Annotated in this window: 14 protein-coding genes; 7 read left to right on the top strand and 7 right to left on the bottom strand. The window is 69.3% G+C overall.

Annotated elements, in window-relative coordinates:
* Positions 1 to 124 precede the first annotated feature (124 nt).
* The gene (locus tag ABZV91_RS14090) at positions 125 to 550 is read left to right on the top strand and encodes an SdpI family protein (protein WP_355240439.1); all 426 of its coding nucleotides are present in this window, start codon (positions 125 to 127) and stop codon (positions 548 to 550) included.
* 5 nt (positions 551 to 555) lie between these two features.
* Here ABZV91_RS14090 and ABZV91_RS14095 read toward each other — a convergent pair whose 3' ends face one another.
* On the bottom strand, positions 556 to 1,893 hold the full coding sequence (locus ABZV91_RS14095) for a glycogen debranching protein (RefSeq protein WP_355240442.1): 1,338 nt from the start codon (positions 1,891 to 1,893) through the stop codon (positions 556 to 558).
* Between the two features lie 226 nt (positions 1,894 to 2,119).
* On the opposite strand from ABZV91_RS14095, the gene ABZV91_RS14100 reads away from it, so the two are divergent.
* The gene (locus ABZV91_RS14100; protein ID WP_355240444.1) at positions 2,120 to 2,821 is read left to right on the top strand and encodes an SDR family oxidoreductase; all 702 of its coding nucleotides are present in this window, start codon (positions 2,120 to 2,122) and stop codon (positions 2,819 to 2,821) included.
* Entirely contained in the window at positions 2,818 to 3,312 is a 495-nt protein-coding gene (locus ABZV91_RS14105; protein WP_355240447.1) for a GNAT family N-acetyltransferase, read from the top strand. The genes ABZV91_RS14100 and ABZV91_RS14105 overlap by 4 nt, the downstream gene beginning before the upstream one ends.
* A gap of 329 nt (positions 3,313 to 3,641) precedes the next feature.
* Here the strand turns inward: ABZV91_RS14105 and ABZV91_RS14110 are convergent, their stop codons facing one another.
* Complete coding sequence (locus ABZV91_RS14110; RefSeq protein ID WP_355240450.1) at positions 3,642 to 3,938, bottom strand: hypothetical protein; 297 nt, start codon at positions 3,936 to 3,938, stop codon at positions 3,642 to 3,644.
* A gap of 379 nt (positions 3,939 to 4,317) precedes the next feature.
* Between ABZV91_RS14110 and ABZV91_RS14115 the strand changes: the two genes are divergently transcribed.
* A complete protein-coding gene (locus tag ABZV91_RS14115) occupies positions 4,318 to 4,968 on the top strand; it encodes an ammonium transporter (RefSeq protein WP_355240453.1) in 651 nt (216 codons plus the stop codon).
* Between the two features lie 114 nt (positions 4,969 to 5,082).
* Here ABZV91_RS14115 and ABZV91_RS14120 read toward each other — a convergent pair whose 3' ends face one another.
* Positions 5,083 to 5,877 carry an LLM class F420-dependent oxidoreductase gene (locus ABZV91_RS14120; protein WP_355240456.1) on the bottom strand — a complete coding sequence of 265 codons (795 nt, stop codon included), beginning with the start codon at positions 5,875 to 5,877 and terminating at the stop codon, positions 5,083 to 5,085.
* Positions 5,878 to 6,137: 260 nt separating this feature from the next.
* Here ABZV91_RS14120 and ABZV91_RS14125 point away from each other — a divergent pair, with 260 nt between their 5' ends.
* Entirely contained in the window at positions 6,138 to 6,965 is an 828-nt protein-coding gene (locus ABZV91_RS14125) for an alpha/beta hydrolase (protein WP_355240459.1), read from the top strand.
* A 260-nt stretch (positions 6,966 to 7,225) separates the two neighbouring features.
* Here the strand turns inward: ABZV91_RS14125 and ABZV91_RS14130 are convergent, their stop codons facing one another.
* From ABZV91_RS14130 to ABZV91_RS14145, 4 genes are read right to left on the bottom strand one after another with little or no spacing between them, the layout of a single operon-like run.
* Positions 7,226 to 8,662, bottom strand: coding sequence for an MmgE/PrpD family protein (locus ABZV91_RS14130; RefSeq protein WP_355240462.1), 1,437 nt, complete (start codon positions 8,660 to 8,662; stop codon positions 7,226 to 7,228).
* The gene (locus ABZV91_RS14135) at positions 8,659 to 9,498 is read right to left on the bottom strand and encodes a cyclase family protein (RefSeq protein WP_355240465.1); all 840 of its coding nucleotides are present in this window, start codon (positions 9,496 to 9,498) and stop codon (positions 8,659 to 8,661) included. The genes ABZV91_RS14130 and ABZV91_RS14135 overlap by 4 nt, the downstream gene beginning before the upstream one ends.
* A complete protein-coding gene (locus ABZV91_RS14140) occupies positions 9,495 to 10,337 on the bottom strand; it encodes a CoA ester lyase (protein WP_355240468.1) in 843 nt (280 codons plus the stop codon). Before ABZV91_RS14140 ends, ABZV91_RS14135 begins: the two co-directional genes overlap by 4 nt.
* Positions 10,334 to 11,128, bottom strand: a complete 795-nt coding sequence (locus ABZV91_RS14145) for an IclR family transcriptional regulator (protein ID WP_355240471.1) — start codon at positions 11,126 to 11,128, stop codon at positions 10,334 to 10,336. Before ABZV91_RS14145 ends, ABZV91_RS14140 begins: the two co-directional genes overlap by 4 nt.
* 243 nt (positions 11,129 to 11,371) lie before the next feature.
* Here ABZV91_RS14145 and ABZV91_RS14150 point away from each other — a divergent pair, with 243 nt between their 5' ends.
* Both ABZV91_RS14150 and ABZV91_RS14155 read left to right on the top strand, forming a co-directional pair.
* On the top strand, positions 11,372 to 12,739 hold the full coding sequence (locus ABZV91_RS14150; protein ID WP_355240474.1) for an FAD-binding protein: 1,368 nt from the start codon (positions 11,372 to 11,374) through the stop codon (positions 12,737 to 12,739).
* 40 nt (positions 12,740 to 12,779) lie between these two features.
* Positions 12,780 to 14,240, top strand: coding sequence for a dihydroorotase family protein (locus ABZV91_RS14155; protein ID WP_355240477.1), 1,461 nt, complete (start codon positions 12,780 to 12,782; stop codon positions 14,238 to 14,240).
* Positions 14,241 to 14,248: the final 8 nt, after the last annotated feature.

Here is a 14,248-nt window from a genome sequence, read left to right on the forward strand (position 1 = left end):
GCCGTTTCGGCCTCGAAAGCGCCCGCGCGAAGCCCAAGTCTCGAGGCCGAAACGGCGAGACACCAGGGGGCCGCAACCCCGCCCCGCCGCAGGCGGGGCCAATTAACACAGCTAGGCTCACGGGGTGTTCGTTGTCGCGATTCTCCTGTTCGTCCTGGCCGTGGTGGCCCTGGCGACGGGTGTGCTCGGCCTCATCGGCCGTCTGCCCGGCAACCGGTATATCGGGGTTCACACCGAGGCCGCGCTGCGTGACGAGACCGCCTTCCGGGCCGCCAACCGGGTGGCCGCGCCCACATTGATCATCTCTGCCGCGCTGCTGTCCGCGGGCGGCCTGGTGGTCATGGCCGCCGGCGGATTCACCGGGGTGCTGGTGGCGGTGGGTGTCCTGGTCATCGCGCTGTTCACCCTGGGTGCGGGGGCGACCGCGGGCGCCCGGGCGGCCGAGGCCGTCGCGCCGCCGCCCGAACCTGCCGGGGGTTGCGGTGGGTCCTGTGGCGGTTGCTCGCTCAAGGACCTGTGCGAACCGGCGGCCGGCTCGCAGGCGGTCTGAACCGGTCAACCCAGCCAGTCCAGTACCGACGCGGCCGTCCACGACTGCTGCATACTGCCCAGCGGTTTCCCGGTGAACGGCTCGTAGTACTCGGCGAAGCTGCCGTCGCTGGCCTGGCGCAGGGCTTCGGCCCGCAGCATGAAGGAACGTTCCGCCCAGCCGCGGTGGGCGAACACCCAGGAGAACAGCCAGCTCATCACCGGCCAGACCGGCCCGCGCCAGTATTCGCGGGGCCGGAAATCCTTCGAGACCGGTGAAGTGGAGGGCGGTAGCGCATAGCGCAGGTCGGGGTGGCCGCAGAAGCGCGGCCCCTCGAACAGTCGCAGCAGGTTGCGTTCGGTGGCCCGGGGCAGGCCGCCGCTGATCAGCGGCGCGAACATGGCCAGCGTCTCGGTGGCGATCCAGCGCTGCAGGCGGGTGTCGTAGTCCCGGGCCGCACCGGTACGGGCGTCGGTGGTCGCGATCACCCCGGCACGGAACCGGTCGGCCCAGCCGAAGAGCTCCCGGACATCCGACTTGGCCTGGTGGTACTCCTCGCCGATCTGGCCGAGGACCTCGCAGGCCAGAGCGAAGATCGCGGTCACGAACACATCCTCGACCGCGAAGTCCATCGTCGAACTGAGGGCGTCGTCGTCGTAGCGGGCGCGGCGCATCTGCTCCACCAGCCACAGATAGCGGTCGTACTCACGGTCGGTGGGCCGCTGGGTGGGGTCGGCGACGACGAGGACGTCCTCGCGCCGATAGGGCGGCAGGTCACCGGGCACCACGTGCGCATAGGCCCGGTCCCAGCGCGGGGAGTTGTCCATTCCCGATTCCCACCCGTGGTAGAGCGTGATGCGCCCGCTGCCCAGCGGGTCGCGGGCGTAGGCCAGCCAGCGATGCCAGCGCACCAGATCGACCCAGCGCCGGTTGAGGAATTCTTCGGCCACCGCGCGCGTGCTTCGGCCGTGCCGGCGCGAGTGGTCCAGGATCCGCTGTACAGCGATGGCATGGACCGGCGGCTGGGTGATCCCGGAGGTGTCCGGGCCGGCGGGCGCGTTGGCGGCCAGCAGCCGGCATTCCCAGCGGGCCGGGCCGGGGAAGTAGCCGTCCACCCCGTTGGCGAAGACGATATGGGGGATCATGCCGTTCTTCCACTGCGCCGAGAGCAGGGTGTCGAGTTCGATCACCGCGCGTTCCACGCTCAACGGCGCCAGTCCCACCGCCACGAAGGCCGCGTCCCAGCTCCACATGTGCGGATACAGGCGGGGCGCGGCGCTGGTCATGGTTCCCAAATCGTTGCCGCGCAGCAGATAGGCCGCGCGGGCGGCGAGCTGCGTGGGAGTGAAACCTGGGTGTGCCATCTCTATATCTTGCTGGTTCGGACCGGTCACACGCTTCATCGGTACGTGTGCTCGCAATATCTACCGAGTCACGGTTTCGGTCCAGTGTGCGCCATATTTCGTCCGCGCTACACGAACTTGCCGGTCCTCGCGCCGCGCCCGCGGCCGCGCTGGGGTGTGGCACGCTGTCCGGCGGACCGCCCGGCGCGCAGCGGACCGGCGGGGCGACGAGACGAGGAGTGGCGATATGCAGCAGGAAGCCGACCGCGCACCCGGCGAGCGGCGAGTGGCACTGATCACCGGCGCCGGACGTGGACTGGGGGCGGCGGTCGCCCGGGAGCTGGCGCCGGACCACCGACTGCTGCTGGGCGCGCGCACCCCGGCCGGGCTGGAATCGATCCTGGCCGCACTCCCCGGAGCCGAGGGGTGGCCGGTGGAGCTCACCGATTACGCGGCAGTGGCGGCCGCGACGGAGTCGATCGACCGGCTGGACGTACTGGTCCACAATGCGGGGATCGCCGATCTGGGCACCATCGCGGAATCCTCGGTGCGGCAGTGGCGCGAAACGCTCGAGGCGAACCTGATCGCCGTCGCGGAACTGACCCGCCTGCTGCTGCCGGCCCTGCGGGCGGCGAACGGCCATGTGGTGCTCGTCAATTCGGGGGCGGGTCTGCGTGCCAACGCCGGCTGGGCGTCGTACGCGGCCAGCAAGTTCGGGCTGCGGGCGTTCGGCGACGCGCTGCGGCTCGAGGAACCGGCACTGCGGGTGACCTCGGTTCATCCGGGCCGGATCGATACCGATATGCAGCGCGCGATCATCGCCGCAGAGGGCCGGGCCTACAAACCCGATCAGTTCCTGCGCCCGGAGACGGTCGCGCGCGCCATCCGGTCCGCGATCGACACCCCGCGCGACGCCCATCCCACCGAGATCGTGCTGCGCCCCTGGTGACCGCAGCCGCACACTGGCCGGACCGCCTGGTCGTACGCCCCTGGACCCCGGACGACGCGCGTCGTGTCGCCGCGTGGCGTTACGACGGACCGTGGCGGGTCTACGACCTCCCCGGCACCGAACTCCCCGGCGCTACCGGCGGCTATCTGGCAGTGGCCGGCGCCGCGGATGGTCGGCTGGTGGGCTTCTACTGCACCGGTGCCGAGGCGCGAGTGCCCGGTCTGGCCGCGGAGTTCGGTGTGGTCGACCTCGGCGTGGGGATGGATCCCCTCTGGGTGGGCAGGGGCCACGGGACCGGTTTCGGGCGGACGGTGCTCGCCGATCTTCGCCGGGACCACCCCGGGGCCGCGGTGCGCGCGGTGGTCCAGTCGTGGAACGCCCGCAGCCTGCGGCTGCTCCGCGCCCTGGGATTTCTGGAGTCGGGGCGTCATGCCTGCGTGCAGGACAACCGATCGATCGAATACGTGGTGGCGTTGCTGTCACCCTCGTGACGGGCGACGCGGATCGGTCGAGGCGGCCGGCGCACCGCTATTTCCCGGTGCGGACGCGGCTGTGCGTCGGCGCTGTCGGTGTCATGGGGACAGGGATAGAACCGCGGTAGATCGGCGAAACCGCCGTTCGCTCATGGCCGGGCCGGCCGTGGCCGGCTGCGCCCGGGTGAACCGAAAAGGCCGCCCGCGAATTCGATTCAGGTGCCGATGGACCGGACTCCGTCGATCGCGATCCCGGGTGTGCGGGGCGAGACCCTCCGGCAACTCGACGGTCCGGGACCGGCGGGCGCGCACTCGCTCCCGCCGACACCCGGCCGCGAACGTGGCGGTCAGTGCTCGTCGTAGTGTCCGTCGTGGGCGGCGTGCCGGTGCCCGTCGTGGATGTAGTCGATGTGATCACCGTGCGGAACCGCGACATGACCGCAGCCCTCACCGTGGACATGGTCGTGCGCGGCGACCTCGGTGTGCCCGTGGGTTTCACACTCGTCGAAGTGCCCCTCGTGGGCCCGGTGCAGGTGTCCGTCGTGGACATAGTCGACGTGATCACCGTGCGGGACCGCGACATGACCGCAGTCCGGCCCGTGCACATGCGTGTGGTCGGTATGCTGATCGTGTGCCGTTGTCATCGGTGTTCCCTCTTTTCTCGAAGCGATTGCTCTGCACGAAACGGTCACCTGTAACTACGCACTGAAATACATTACCAAGTGCGCATCAATGCAGGTAGCTGCCGATGTGCCGGGCCCCGACGAGACGGCGATTCGCGAGGGCGCCCCCACTTCCCCTGCTATAGCAAAACTTTATAAATACCCGAATCATCCTATATTCAAACCGGTTTGGGGAATTTTTCGTACGGTTTTTATGTCTTTCGGGTACCAGCCGCGTAACGTCGAAGCAGTTCGAAACCGCCGGGCGGCAGTGTTCATGCCCGGCGGCGAACAGCTGCGCGACAGTTCTGGCTGGTTATTCCACTGGCAACACCGTGATGAAGATCGGACACGAGACCTCATGATGATCCGCAAGATCGTTGCGGCGGTAGTGCCGCTGCTCGCCACTACCACCGTGGGCGCAGCAGTCGTGCACGCGGAACCCGCGACCCCCGAGATCGGTTACCGCGCCGAGCTCATCGGTAACAGAGTGGTCACCACTCTCACCAACGGCACCTTCGAGATCGACGGCGAAACGGTCGAGATCCTGGACAATTCCGGCGCCACCGTGGTGGCGTTGCCGCTCGCGGTGCGCGAGGGAGCCACCGAGTACCCGCTCCCGCACGCGGTGCGGGACGAGAGCCGGGTACTCGAGCTGACGGCGGTGAAGGATGTCGCCGCGGCCCGGCCCGCCGCGCAGCCGGTGGCATCACCGCAGGAGAACCTAGCGGCCCAGGACAACTTCACCTCGCAATTGGGTGTCGCCACCGCCATCGGCGGCTTGATCGGCACCGGACTCGGCGCGGTTATCGGGTTGGTCGCCACTCTGCCGACCGGCGTCGGCATTCCAGCCGGTGTGATCACCGGTGCCGCTCTCGGTGGCGTCATCGGCACGCTCGTCGTGGGTGGACCGACGCTGATCATCGCCGGCGTCGACCTGGTCAACACGCTGGCCGCCGCCCCGGGAACCACACGGTGGACGCCGGAGCCGCCGCTCCCGACAGTGAACTGAGTCCATCGGTGAACGGATCGGTGAACACGGGTCGGTGACCCGATCCGCTCGGCCTACGAAACCTCTCGGGCCCGGTCTGCCATGGCAGACCGGGCCCGATTGCTGTACCGGTGGTCAGGCGATTCCGCTGACCGGTTCCGGGTTGATCTCGTCGCGCCAGGCAATCGCCTCGCGAACCTGGGTGAGGTCGTAGTCCGGGCCGGTGATGCCGACCGTGAACAGGGTGGCCCCGGCCTTCAGGTAGTCCGGCGCCTGCTCCGTGCCCGGCCAGGCCACCGAGCGCTCGATCCGGCCGGCTTCGGTGCCCACCCGCGCGCAGTGCTCGTCGAGCACCTGGCTCTTGTGGGTGAACACGTCCAGCTCGCCGAAGCTGTGCCAGATGTGGGCGTACTCGGCCACCAGTCGCAGCGTCTTCTTCTCCCCGCCGCCGCCGATGAGAACCGGGATCTCGCGCACCGGCTGCGGGTTGAGCTTCGCCAACCGGCCGGTGATACGGGGCAGGTATTCCTCGAGGAGGTTCAGGCGGCTGCCCGCGGTACCGAAGTCGTACCCGTACTCGTCGTAGTCGCGCTCGAACCAGCCCGAACCGATGCCGAGGATGAGCCGGCCGCCACTGATCCGGTCCACGGTGCGAGCCATATCGGCGAGCAGATCCGGATTCCGGTAGCCCCCGCCGGTGACCAGCGCGCCGATCTCCACCCGTTCGGTCTGTTCGGCGAACGCGCCGAGCATGGTCCAGCATTCGTAATGCGCGCCGTCGGGGTCCCCGTACAGCGGAAAGAAGTGATCCCAGTTGAAGACGATGTCCACACCCGCGTCCTCGGCCCGCAATACGGCGTCGCGGATGAGTCCGTAATCGGGCGCGTGCTGGGGCTGGAGTTGGACTCCGATCCGAACTGGTCGGCTCATCTTGTTTGACTCCTCGTCGTCGGGTGATCTCCCGGTCCCGAGGCTACCGGGGGCGGGAAGACCGGGCCGTGCGGAAACGGTGGCGCGGGGCGGCCATCGACGCCCGTCGATACCGGCGACCGTTCCGGTCGCGCATGGATTGCGTAACGGATGAATACAGCGTCTTTTCCGGGCTGTTCCGTGGGTAGCATTTCGGGCGGCGTCTCGTTGTCACGACCCGCTACCGGTCGGCGAATCACGCACAGAAGGAGGCTCCGCCCATGCCTGTGTGCACGACACGCGACAAGGTGAACATCTATTACAAGGATTGGGGTAGTGGCCGCCCGGTCGTTTTCATTCACGGCTGGCCGTTGAACGCCGATGCCTGGGAAGACCAGATGAAATTCGTGGCGGACAACGGTTATCGCGGTATCGCCCACGATCGGCGCGGTCACGGCCGTTCGGATCAGCCGTGGGACGGTTACGATTTCGATACCTTCGCCGACGACCTGAACGATCTGCTGACGAGTCTCGATGTCCAGGATGCGACGCTCGTGGCCCACAGCATGGGTGGCGGTGAGCTCGCCCGCTATATCGGCCGGCACGGGACCGCGCGGGTGCACTCCGCGGTACTGCTCTCGGCCATTCCACCGCTGATGAGCAGGACCGAGAGCAACCCGGAAGGTGTGCCGGACGAGGTTTTCGACCAAATCAAGTCCGGAATCCTCACCGAGCGTTCGCAATTCTGGAAGGACACATCGGAAGGGTTCTTCAGCGCGAACCGCCCGGGGAACAAGGTTACCCAGGGAAATCGCGACGCATTCTGGTTCATGGGTATGCAGGAAAGCATCCAGGCCGCCGTGAAATGCGTCGACGCGTTTGCGTACACAGATTTCACCGAGGATCTGAAGAAGTTCGATATTCCCACTCTGATCGTGCACGGAGACGACGACCAGGTGGTGCCGATCGATGCGACCGGCCGCAAATCGGCCGAGCTGATCCAGGATTCGACCCTGAAGGTGTACGAGGGCGGTTCGCACGGCATCGCACTCGTCCCGGGGGACAAAGAGAAGTTCAACGCCGACCTACTGGAATTCCTGGACCGCTGACGGTACCAGGCCCGGTAGGTACGGCACCCCTCTGCGGCGCCGACTGGGGAATCGCGCTCACCGGGGTCGCCGGGCCCGGCCCCCAGGACGGGATCGGGGCGAGACCGGCTGTGCAGTGCGGACCCGTGGCGCCGTCGTCGCGGAGACGGAAGAGCCCCGCGGGGCCCGGGTCATCGGGGACCGCGGGGCTCTTCCGCTGTTGCCGGCCGAGTCCGGGAGCGGCGGGTTCGCCGCCGCCACCGGACCGGGTGACCGGAGGATCAGCCCCGGACGAGCGACATGAGTCCGTCCAGTGATCCGGCCGAGGGCAGGGCGAGCGCGCGCTCGGCGACCGTCCCGGCCTGCACCGCGGAGAGGTGGCCTTCCACATTCAGGTCGAACTTCAGCGTGAGTTCGTCGTCGGAGAGCGGGTTCGCCGGGCCGCCGCGATTGTGGTCGACGCGCGCCTCGTGCCACTGCCCGTCGCGGGCGCGCACCCGCAGCACGGCCGGGAACTGGTGCGGATAGATCTCGTCGCACCGGGCGTCGGCGTGGGCGACCACGAGCGCCGCCAGCTCCAGCGTGCGCGGATCGCGTGCGGCTTCGTCGGTGAAGTCGGCATGACCCACACCCAGTCCGGAACCGCCCAGCAGCGCCCGTGCCACGGTGAACGGCCCGGAGAAGGCCGCGTGATAGCCCGACTCCGGCGCCGCCTTGGCGGCGGGCGGTTCGGCGATGGTGCGCAGCACCGGTGTGGGCACGCCGAGGTCGATTTCCACGATCGCGTCCGGATCGAGGCCGTCCGCTCGCAGCGCGCGGGCGGCATCGATACCGGCGTGGGTGAAGTGGTTGCACGGGTACGGCTTGAAGAAGATCCCGGGCAGTTCCCAGTGCTCACCCAGCCGGTCCACGACCTTGGCCGTATCGGCCCGGTCCCCGCAGAAGGCGTGCAGGAAGCCGAACCGGCCCTCTATCACGGTGGGCGGGCCGGTGAGCCCGTGCCGGGCGAATTCCGCCGCGGTGACCCCCGAATGCGCGGCCCAGCCGCAGTGCGCGCGCTTCACCGTGCCGCCGGTCCGGTTGGCCTCCAGCAGTCCGGCGCCGAAGCTGGCGGCGATACCCATCGCGTCCGCGATACCCTCGGCGTCGAGGTCGTAGAGCATGGCCACCGCGGCGGCGGAGCCCACGGCGCCGCAGATGGATGTCGCGTGCTGGCCGCGTTCGAAGAATTCGGAATTACCCAGTTCCTCGTCGTAGCCGCCCATGCCCAGGCGCACCGCGATCTCGATACCCACGCCCGCCGCGTCCAGGACCGCCGCGCCGGACGCGCCGGTGGCCTCCCCGACCGCGAGAGCGGCCGGCACCACGGAAGCCGACGGATGCAGTACCGACGGCAGATGGGTGTCGTCGGAGTCCATCGAATGCGCGAGGGTGCCGTTCACCAGCGCGGCGGTGGCGGCGGGGAAACATTCCCCGGTGCCGATACCGGTGGCCGCGGCCGCACCGGCCCAGCCGCGCGCCACGGCCGTGACGGCCCGGGCCGACGGCTGTCCCTGCGCGGCCAGGGAGTTGCCGAGTACGTCGAGGACGCGGCGGGCCACATCCTTGCGGAGTTCGGTGGTGAGCCCGGCGGCGCGGGTCTCCGTGGCGAGCGCGGCGAGCCGGCCGACCACGGTACCGGTGAGGTCGTGGCGGGCGGTGGGGGCGGCGGCGGTCACGAGGCCACCACCGCGACCGGGCGCACCGGCGAACCGGTACCGCCGGTGATGCGCAGCGGCGCCATCACGAAGGTGAACTCGGTCAGGCCGCGCGCGCTCGCGTACTCCAGGTTCAGGTGCTCGATGATGTGGATGCCGTTCTCCACCAGCAGCACTCGGTGTACCGGCAGCACACTGTGACCTTTACCGGGCGGAATGTGTTCGAAGGCGGTGGTATCCGCGCCCGCGGCGACGATCCCGGCGGCGGCCAGCCACTGCGCCGCACCCACATCGGCGCCCGGGACCCCGTCCTGCTGACCGAGGTAGCGCTGGGCATCGTCGAAATGCCGGGCCCAGCCGGTACGGATGAGCACGACGTCCCCGCGCCGCGGGGTGACCCCGGCCGCGTCGGCGGCATCACGGAGGTCCTGCTCGGTGACGGCCTGTCCGGCTTCGAGCGCGTCCACCCCGCGCACCCGCGGCACGTCCAGCAGCAGTCCGCGCCGGAGCATGAAGGGGATCGTCTCCGCGCCGAGCCGGGAGAACCGCCCGCCGCGCTGGGCTTCCTCGGCGTCGATATCGCCGTGCAGTTTGCCGCAGTGGCTGACGTGGGACAGGGCGTCCACATGGGTGCCGACGTGCCCACCGGTCACGATGATCTCGTTGGACGCCGAGCCGCCGTCCGGGCGGACCATATCGCCGTGCCGGCGGATCAGGGTCATCCGGAAGCCGGGATGGTTGGGCGAGCAGGGCATACCCGTCGTATACGGATGCCCGAGCTCGACGACGTCGACATCGCTGTTCACCACGGCGTGCAACAGCGCGTCCGGCGCGGCGGACACGGTGTGTTCGGTCATGCTCTCACTCCTCGTACTGCGGTGGCCTCTGCCCGGTCGAGCACCACGCGGGCGTTCGCGACGACGGCGGGGTCGATGAATCTGCCGTTCTCGTCGAGAACCGCGGACTCCCCCGCCGCCAGGGACGCGGCCGCGCACTCCACGATTCGCCGGGCTCGGCTCTGTTCCTCCGGCGACGGTGTAAAGGCCTGGTTGACGATGCCGATCTGGTTGGGATGGATGACCGAACGCCCGAAGAAACCCTGGGCGCGACCGGTGCGCGAGGTCTCCGCCAATCCCGCCGCATCCTCGACCGCGGTCCAGACGCTCTGGACCGGTGAGGACAATCCGGCGGCACGCGCCGCGGTGACGATCCAGCCGCGCGCCCACGCCAGGCCGTCGGCCTCGGTGCGCAGATCGGCGGCCAGATCGGCTTCGCCCAGTGCGATTCCGGTGACCCGCGGATGACATTTCGCGATGGCGGGCGCCGCGAGCAGGCCCGCGGCGGATTCGATGATGGCGTGCACCTGGCAGGTGAGCCGGTCGGTCGTGGCCGCCACCGATTCGGGTGTTTCGGCCTTGGGGAGGCGCACCCCGGCGGGCGGGGTCGGCGCGGCGGCCAGTTCGGCGAGCTCGTTGTCCAGCCAGGACGACCCGACAGCGTTGAGCCGCAACCAGATCCGGCGCTCCGGCGGTGCCGTGCGCAGGGCGGCGAGGGCATTGGCCAGCGCGCGCTCTTTCGCGTGGACCGGTACGGCGTCCTCCAGGTCGATCACCACGGCGTCGGCGGCGCTGTCGATCGCCTTGCCGATCCGGTCGTCGCGGTGCCCGGGCACGTAGAGCCAGCTGCGCGGGGTCATTTCGCCTCCACCGCAACGGGACTCGGCGACCGGTACCCCAGCGCCCGCGAAACCCGCTGCGCCGCCTCGACCAGCGCGCTCTCGTAGCGGTCGCACGCTTGCGCGGTCATCCGGTAGCTCGGTCCACAGACCGAGACCGATCCGATCACCGCGCCGTCGGCCCCGAACACCGGGGCGGCGATCGACCCGGCGCCCTCCTGGCGCTCCCCGGTCGACCGGCACACTCCCCGTTCCCGCGCCTCACGCAGCGCCGCGCGCAGCGACGCGGGGTCGACGATGGTGGTGCCGGTCAGCCGGGGCAGCGGTCGCGACAGCAGATCGTCCTGCTCCTCCTCGGAGAGATAGGCCAGGATGATGCGCCCCGACGAGCCGCTGTGCAGGTCGAACCGGCGACCCAGCTCGACGGTCATCTTGATTTCCTGAGTACTCTCGACCTGATCGAGGTAGACGCGACCTCCCGGTAACCGGCCGGTGACGGTCGCCGTCTCGCCCGTGGCGCGCTGTAGGTCCACCAGGGCCTCGCGGGCCATCCGCCGCAGCGGGGATACGTCCAGTGCGCGCGCGCCGAGCGTCGCCGCCGCCGGTCCGAGCAGGTACCGGCGGGTCGAGGGCTCGTAGAGCAGCAGACCGCATTCGACGAAGGTCGTGAGGATGCGGTGGGCGACCGCCTTCGACATACCGGTCGAGCGGGCGATCTCCGAGACGCCGAGCGCGCTCGACCGGCGGCCGAACTCGAGCAGCACATCGGCGGCCCGGGCGGCAGACGTGGTGCCTCCACTGGAGGACTCCATCGTGGCTCCGTTTCTGCGGGGTTTTCGTTGTTCCGACGGCGACGCTACCGGCGCGACCGACGTACATCTGAACAAAGTTGTACCGCTTAGCGAAACGATTGTCCAGGCCGCTCGACCGGCTCATGCATGAGTTTCGTCCGCGTTAATCGTTTATACAGGCACTTGTGTCCAGATTGTCGAACGTGCATAGTGCAGGGGACCACATTCTTGCGTTCCGTTCAGCGGAACAGACTAGGAGGAAGCGTGGACGGTCCGGATTTCGATCTCGTCGTCGCCGGTGCGGGCGGCGGCCTGGTCGCTGCGCTGCGCGCCGCCGAACTCGGCGCGAATGTGCTCGTGGTCGACGCCGACGAGTACTTCCAGCGCGGTAACAACACCTCCATGTGCACCGCGATGATCCCGGCCGCCGGCACCCGCTGGCAGCAGGCCGCGGGCGTCGTGGACAGCCCGGACCGGTTCCTCGCCGATATCGACCGCAAAACCGGCGGTACGGCCGATCACCGCCTGGCCCGGGCCCTGGCCGAATCGAGCGCGCGGCTGGTCACCTGGCTGGCCGACGCCCAGGACCTCGACCTCGAACTGGTCACCGACTTCCGCTATCCCGGCCACCGCGCCGACCGCTGCCACACCATTCCCGGCCGGCACGGCGCCAAGCTGCTGCGCCACCTGGTCGAGCGGGCCCGCGCCCACCCGCGGATCGAACTCATCGCGCCGATGAGCCTGCGGGAGGTGCTCACCACCGACGGCCGGGTCACCGGGGCCGAGATCGCCACCCCGGACGGGAACGCCGAACAGCTGACCACGCCCGCCGTCCTGCTCGCGACCAACGGCTTCGGCGCCGACAGCGAGCTGGTGCGCCGGTGGATCCCGGAGATCGCCGACGCCCACTACCACGGCGGCCAGTTCAGCCGGGGCGACGCGCTGCGAATCGGGCAGGGCCTGGGCGCCGACACCGGTTTCCTCGACGCCTACCAGGGGCACGCCGCGCTCTCTTCGCGCAGCCAGACCCTCATCGGCTGGGCCACCGTCGTCCACGGCGGCGTCATCGTGAACAGCGCGGGCCGCCGGTTCGCACCCGAGACCACGGGTTATTCGGAGTTCGCCGCCATCCTCGCGGCCCAGCCCGGCAGTGCCGGATGGATCGTCATCGACGAGCACATCGAGGCGCTGTGCTCGGTGTTCGACGATTTCCGCGCGGTCGCCGAGAGCGGTTCGCTGGTCCGCGCCGCGACGGCCGCCGAACTGGCCGGACGAATCGGCGTACCGGCCGCCGCGCTGGACGACGAACTCGGTGCCGCGCGCCGGGCCGCGGCGGGCACCGAACCGGACCGGCAGGGTCGCACCGACGACCGCCACCCTCTCACCGCGCCCTATGTCGCCATCGCCGTGACCCCCGCCCTGTTCCACACCCAGGGCGGTCTGGTCGTGGACGAACACGCGCGGGTACTGGCCGGCGGTGTGCCGGTCCCCGGCCTGTACGCCTCGGGCGGCGCGGCCATCGGCATCTCGGGTCACGGCGCCGGTGGCTACCTCGCGGGCAACGGCCTCATCACCGCACTCGGCCTGGCCTTCCTCGCCGCCGAGCACGTGCACAGCCCGGTCGCCGCCTGACCTCCAGATTTCACCTTTCGGATATTCGCCAGGAGAAGAAATGACCTCGTACCTGATCAAGAACGGCACCGTGGTGCGCACCGACAACTCGGCCCCCGAGGAGGGCGAGGCCGCGGACATCCTGATCGTCGACGGCAAGATCGCCGCCATCGGCGCGAACCTGGAGTCCGCGGATGCCGAGGTCGTCGACGCGTCCGGCAAGCTGATCTTCCCGGGCGTGGTGGACGCCCACCAGCACTGGGGCATCTACAACCCGCTGGCCGAGGACACGCGGACCGAATCCCGCGCGAGCGCCCAGGGCGGCGTCACCACCGCGCTGACCTATATGCGGACCGGGCAGTACTACCTGAACAAGGGCGGCGCCTACGCCGACTTCTTCCCGGAGGTGCTGGACGCCTCGGCCGGTCGCAGCTACATCGATTACGCCTTCCACCTGGCGCCCATGTCCAAGGAGCACATCGGCGAGATCCCTAACCTGGCCGCCGATCAGGGCGTGACCTCGTTCAAGATCTTCATGTTCTACGGCAGCCACGGCCTGCACGGGCGGTCCACCTCGCAGAGCGAATTCCTCATGATCCCCGAGGACGAGCGCTACGACATCGCGCATTTCGAGTTCGTGATGCGCGGAGTGCAGAAGGCGCGGGAGCAGTTCCCCGAACTCGCCGATCACATCTCGCTGTCATTGCACTGTGAGACCGCCGAGATCATGAGCGCTTACACCAAGATCGTCGAGCAGGAGGGCACGCTCAGCGGGCTCGCCGCCTACAGCGCCTCGCGTCCGCAGCACTCCGAGGGCCTGGCCGTGACCATCGCGTCCTTCCTGGCCGACGAGACCGGACTGCCGAATATCAACCTGCTGCACCTGAGCTCGGCCAAGGCGCTGAAGGCCGCCATGAAGATGGCCGAGGCGTTCCCGCATGTGAACTTCCGCCGCGAGGTCACCATCGGTCACCTGCTCACCGATATCGATAACGCGAACGGCCTGGGCGCCAAGGTGAATCCGCCGATCCGCCCGCGCGAGGATGTCGAAGCGCTGTGGGAGCACCTGCTCGCCGGCAATATCGACTGGGTCGTCTCCGATCACGCCTGCTGCAAGGACGAGGTGAAGTTCGGCGAGGACCGCGACGATGTCTTCGCCGCCAAGTCCGGTTTCGGCGGCACCGAGTACCTGCTGCCCGGCCTGCTCACCGAGGGCCGCAAGCGCGGACTGTCGCTGCGCCGGATCGCCCAGCTCACCGCGTCCAACCCGGCCGACCGCTACGGCCTGCCCGGCAAGGGCCGCCTGACCGAGGGCGTCGACGCCGATATCGCGATCGTCGACCCGAACCGCACCTGGACCGTGCGCGCCGCGGATTCCGAATCCACCCAGGAGTACACGCCGTTCGAGGGCTTCGAGCTGACCGCGGCGGTCACCGACACCTTCGTGCGCGGTCACCGGGTGCTGGCCGACGGCGTGGTGACCGGCGAGCCCGCGGGCCGCTACATCTCACGCCCGTACTGAGGAGTCGG

Source organism: Nocardia sp. NPDC004568 (assembly GCF_040609955.1).
Taxonomy (GTDB): domain Bacteria; phylum Actinomycetota; class Actinomycetes; order Mycobacteriales; family Mycobacteriaceae; genus Nocardia.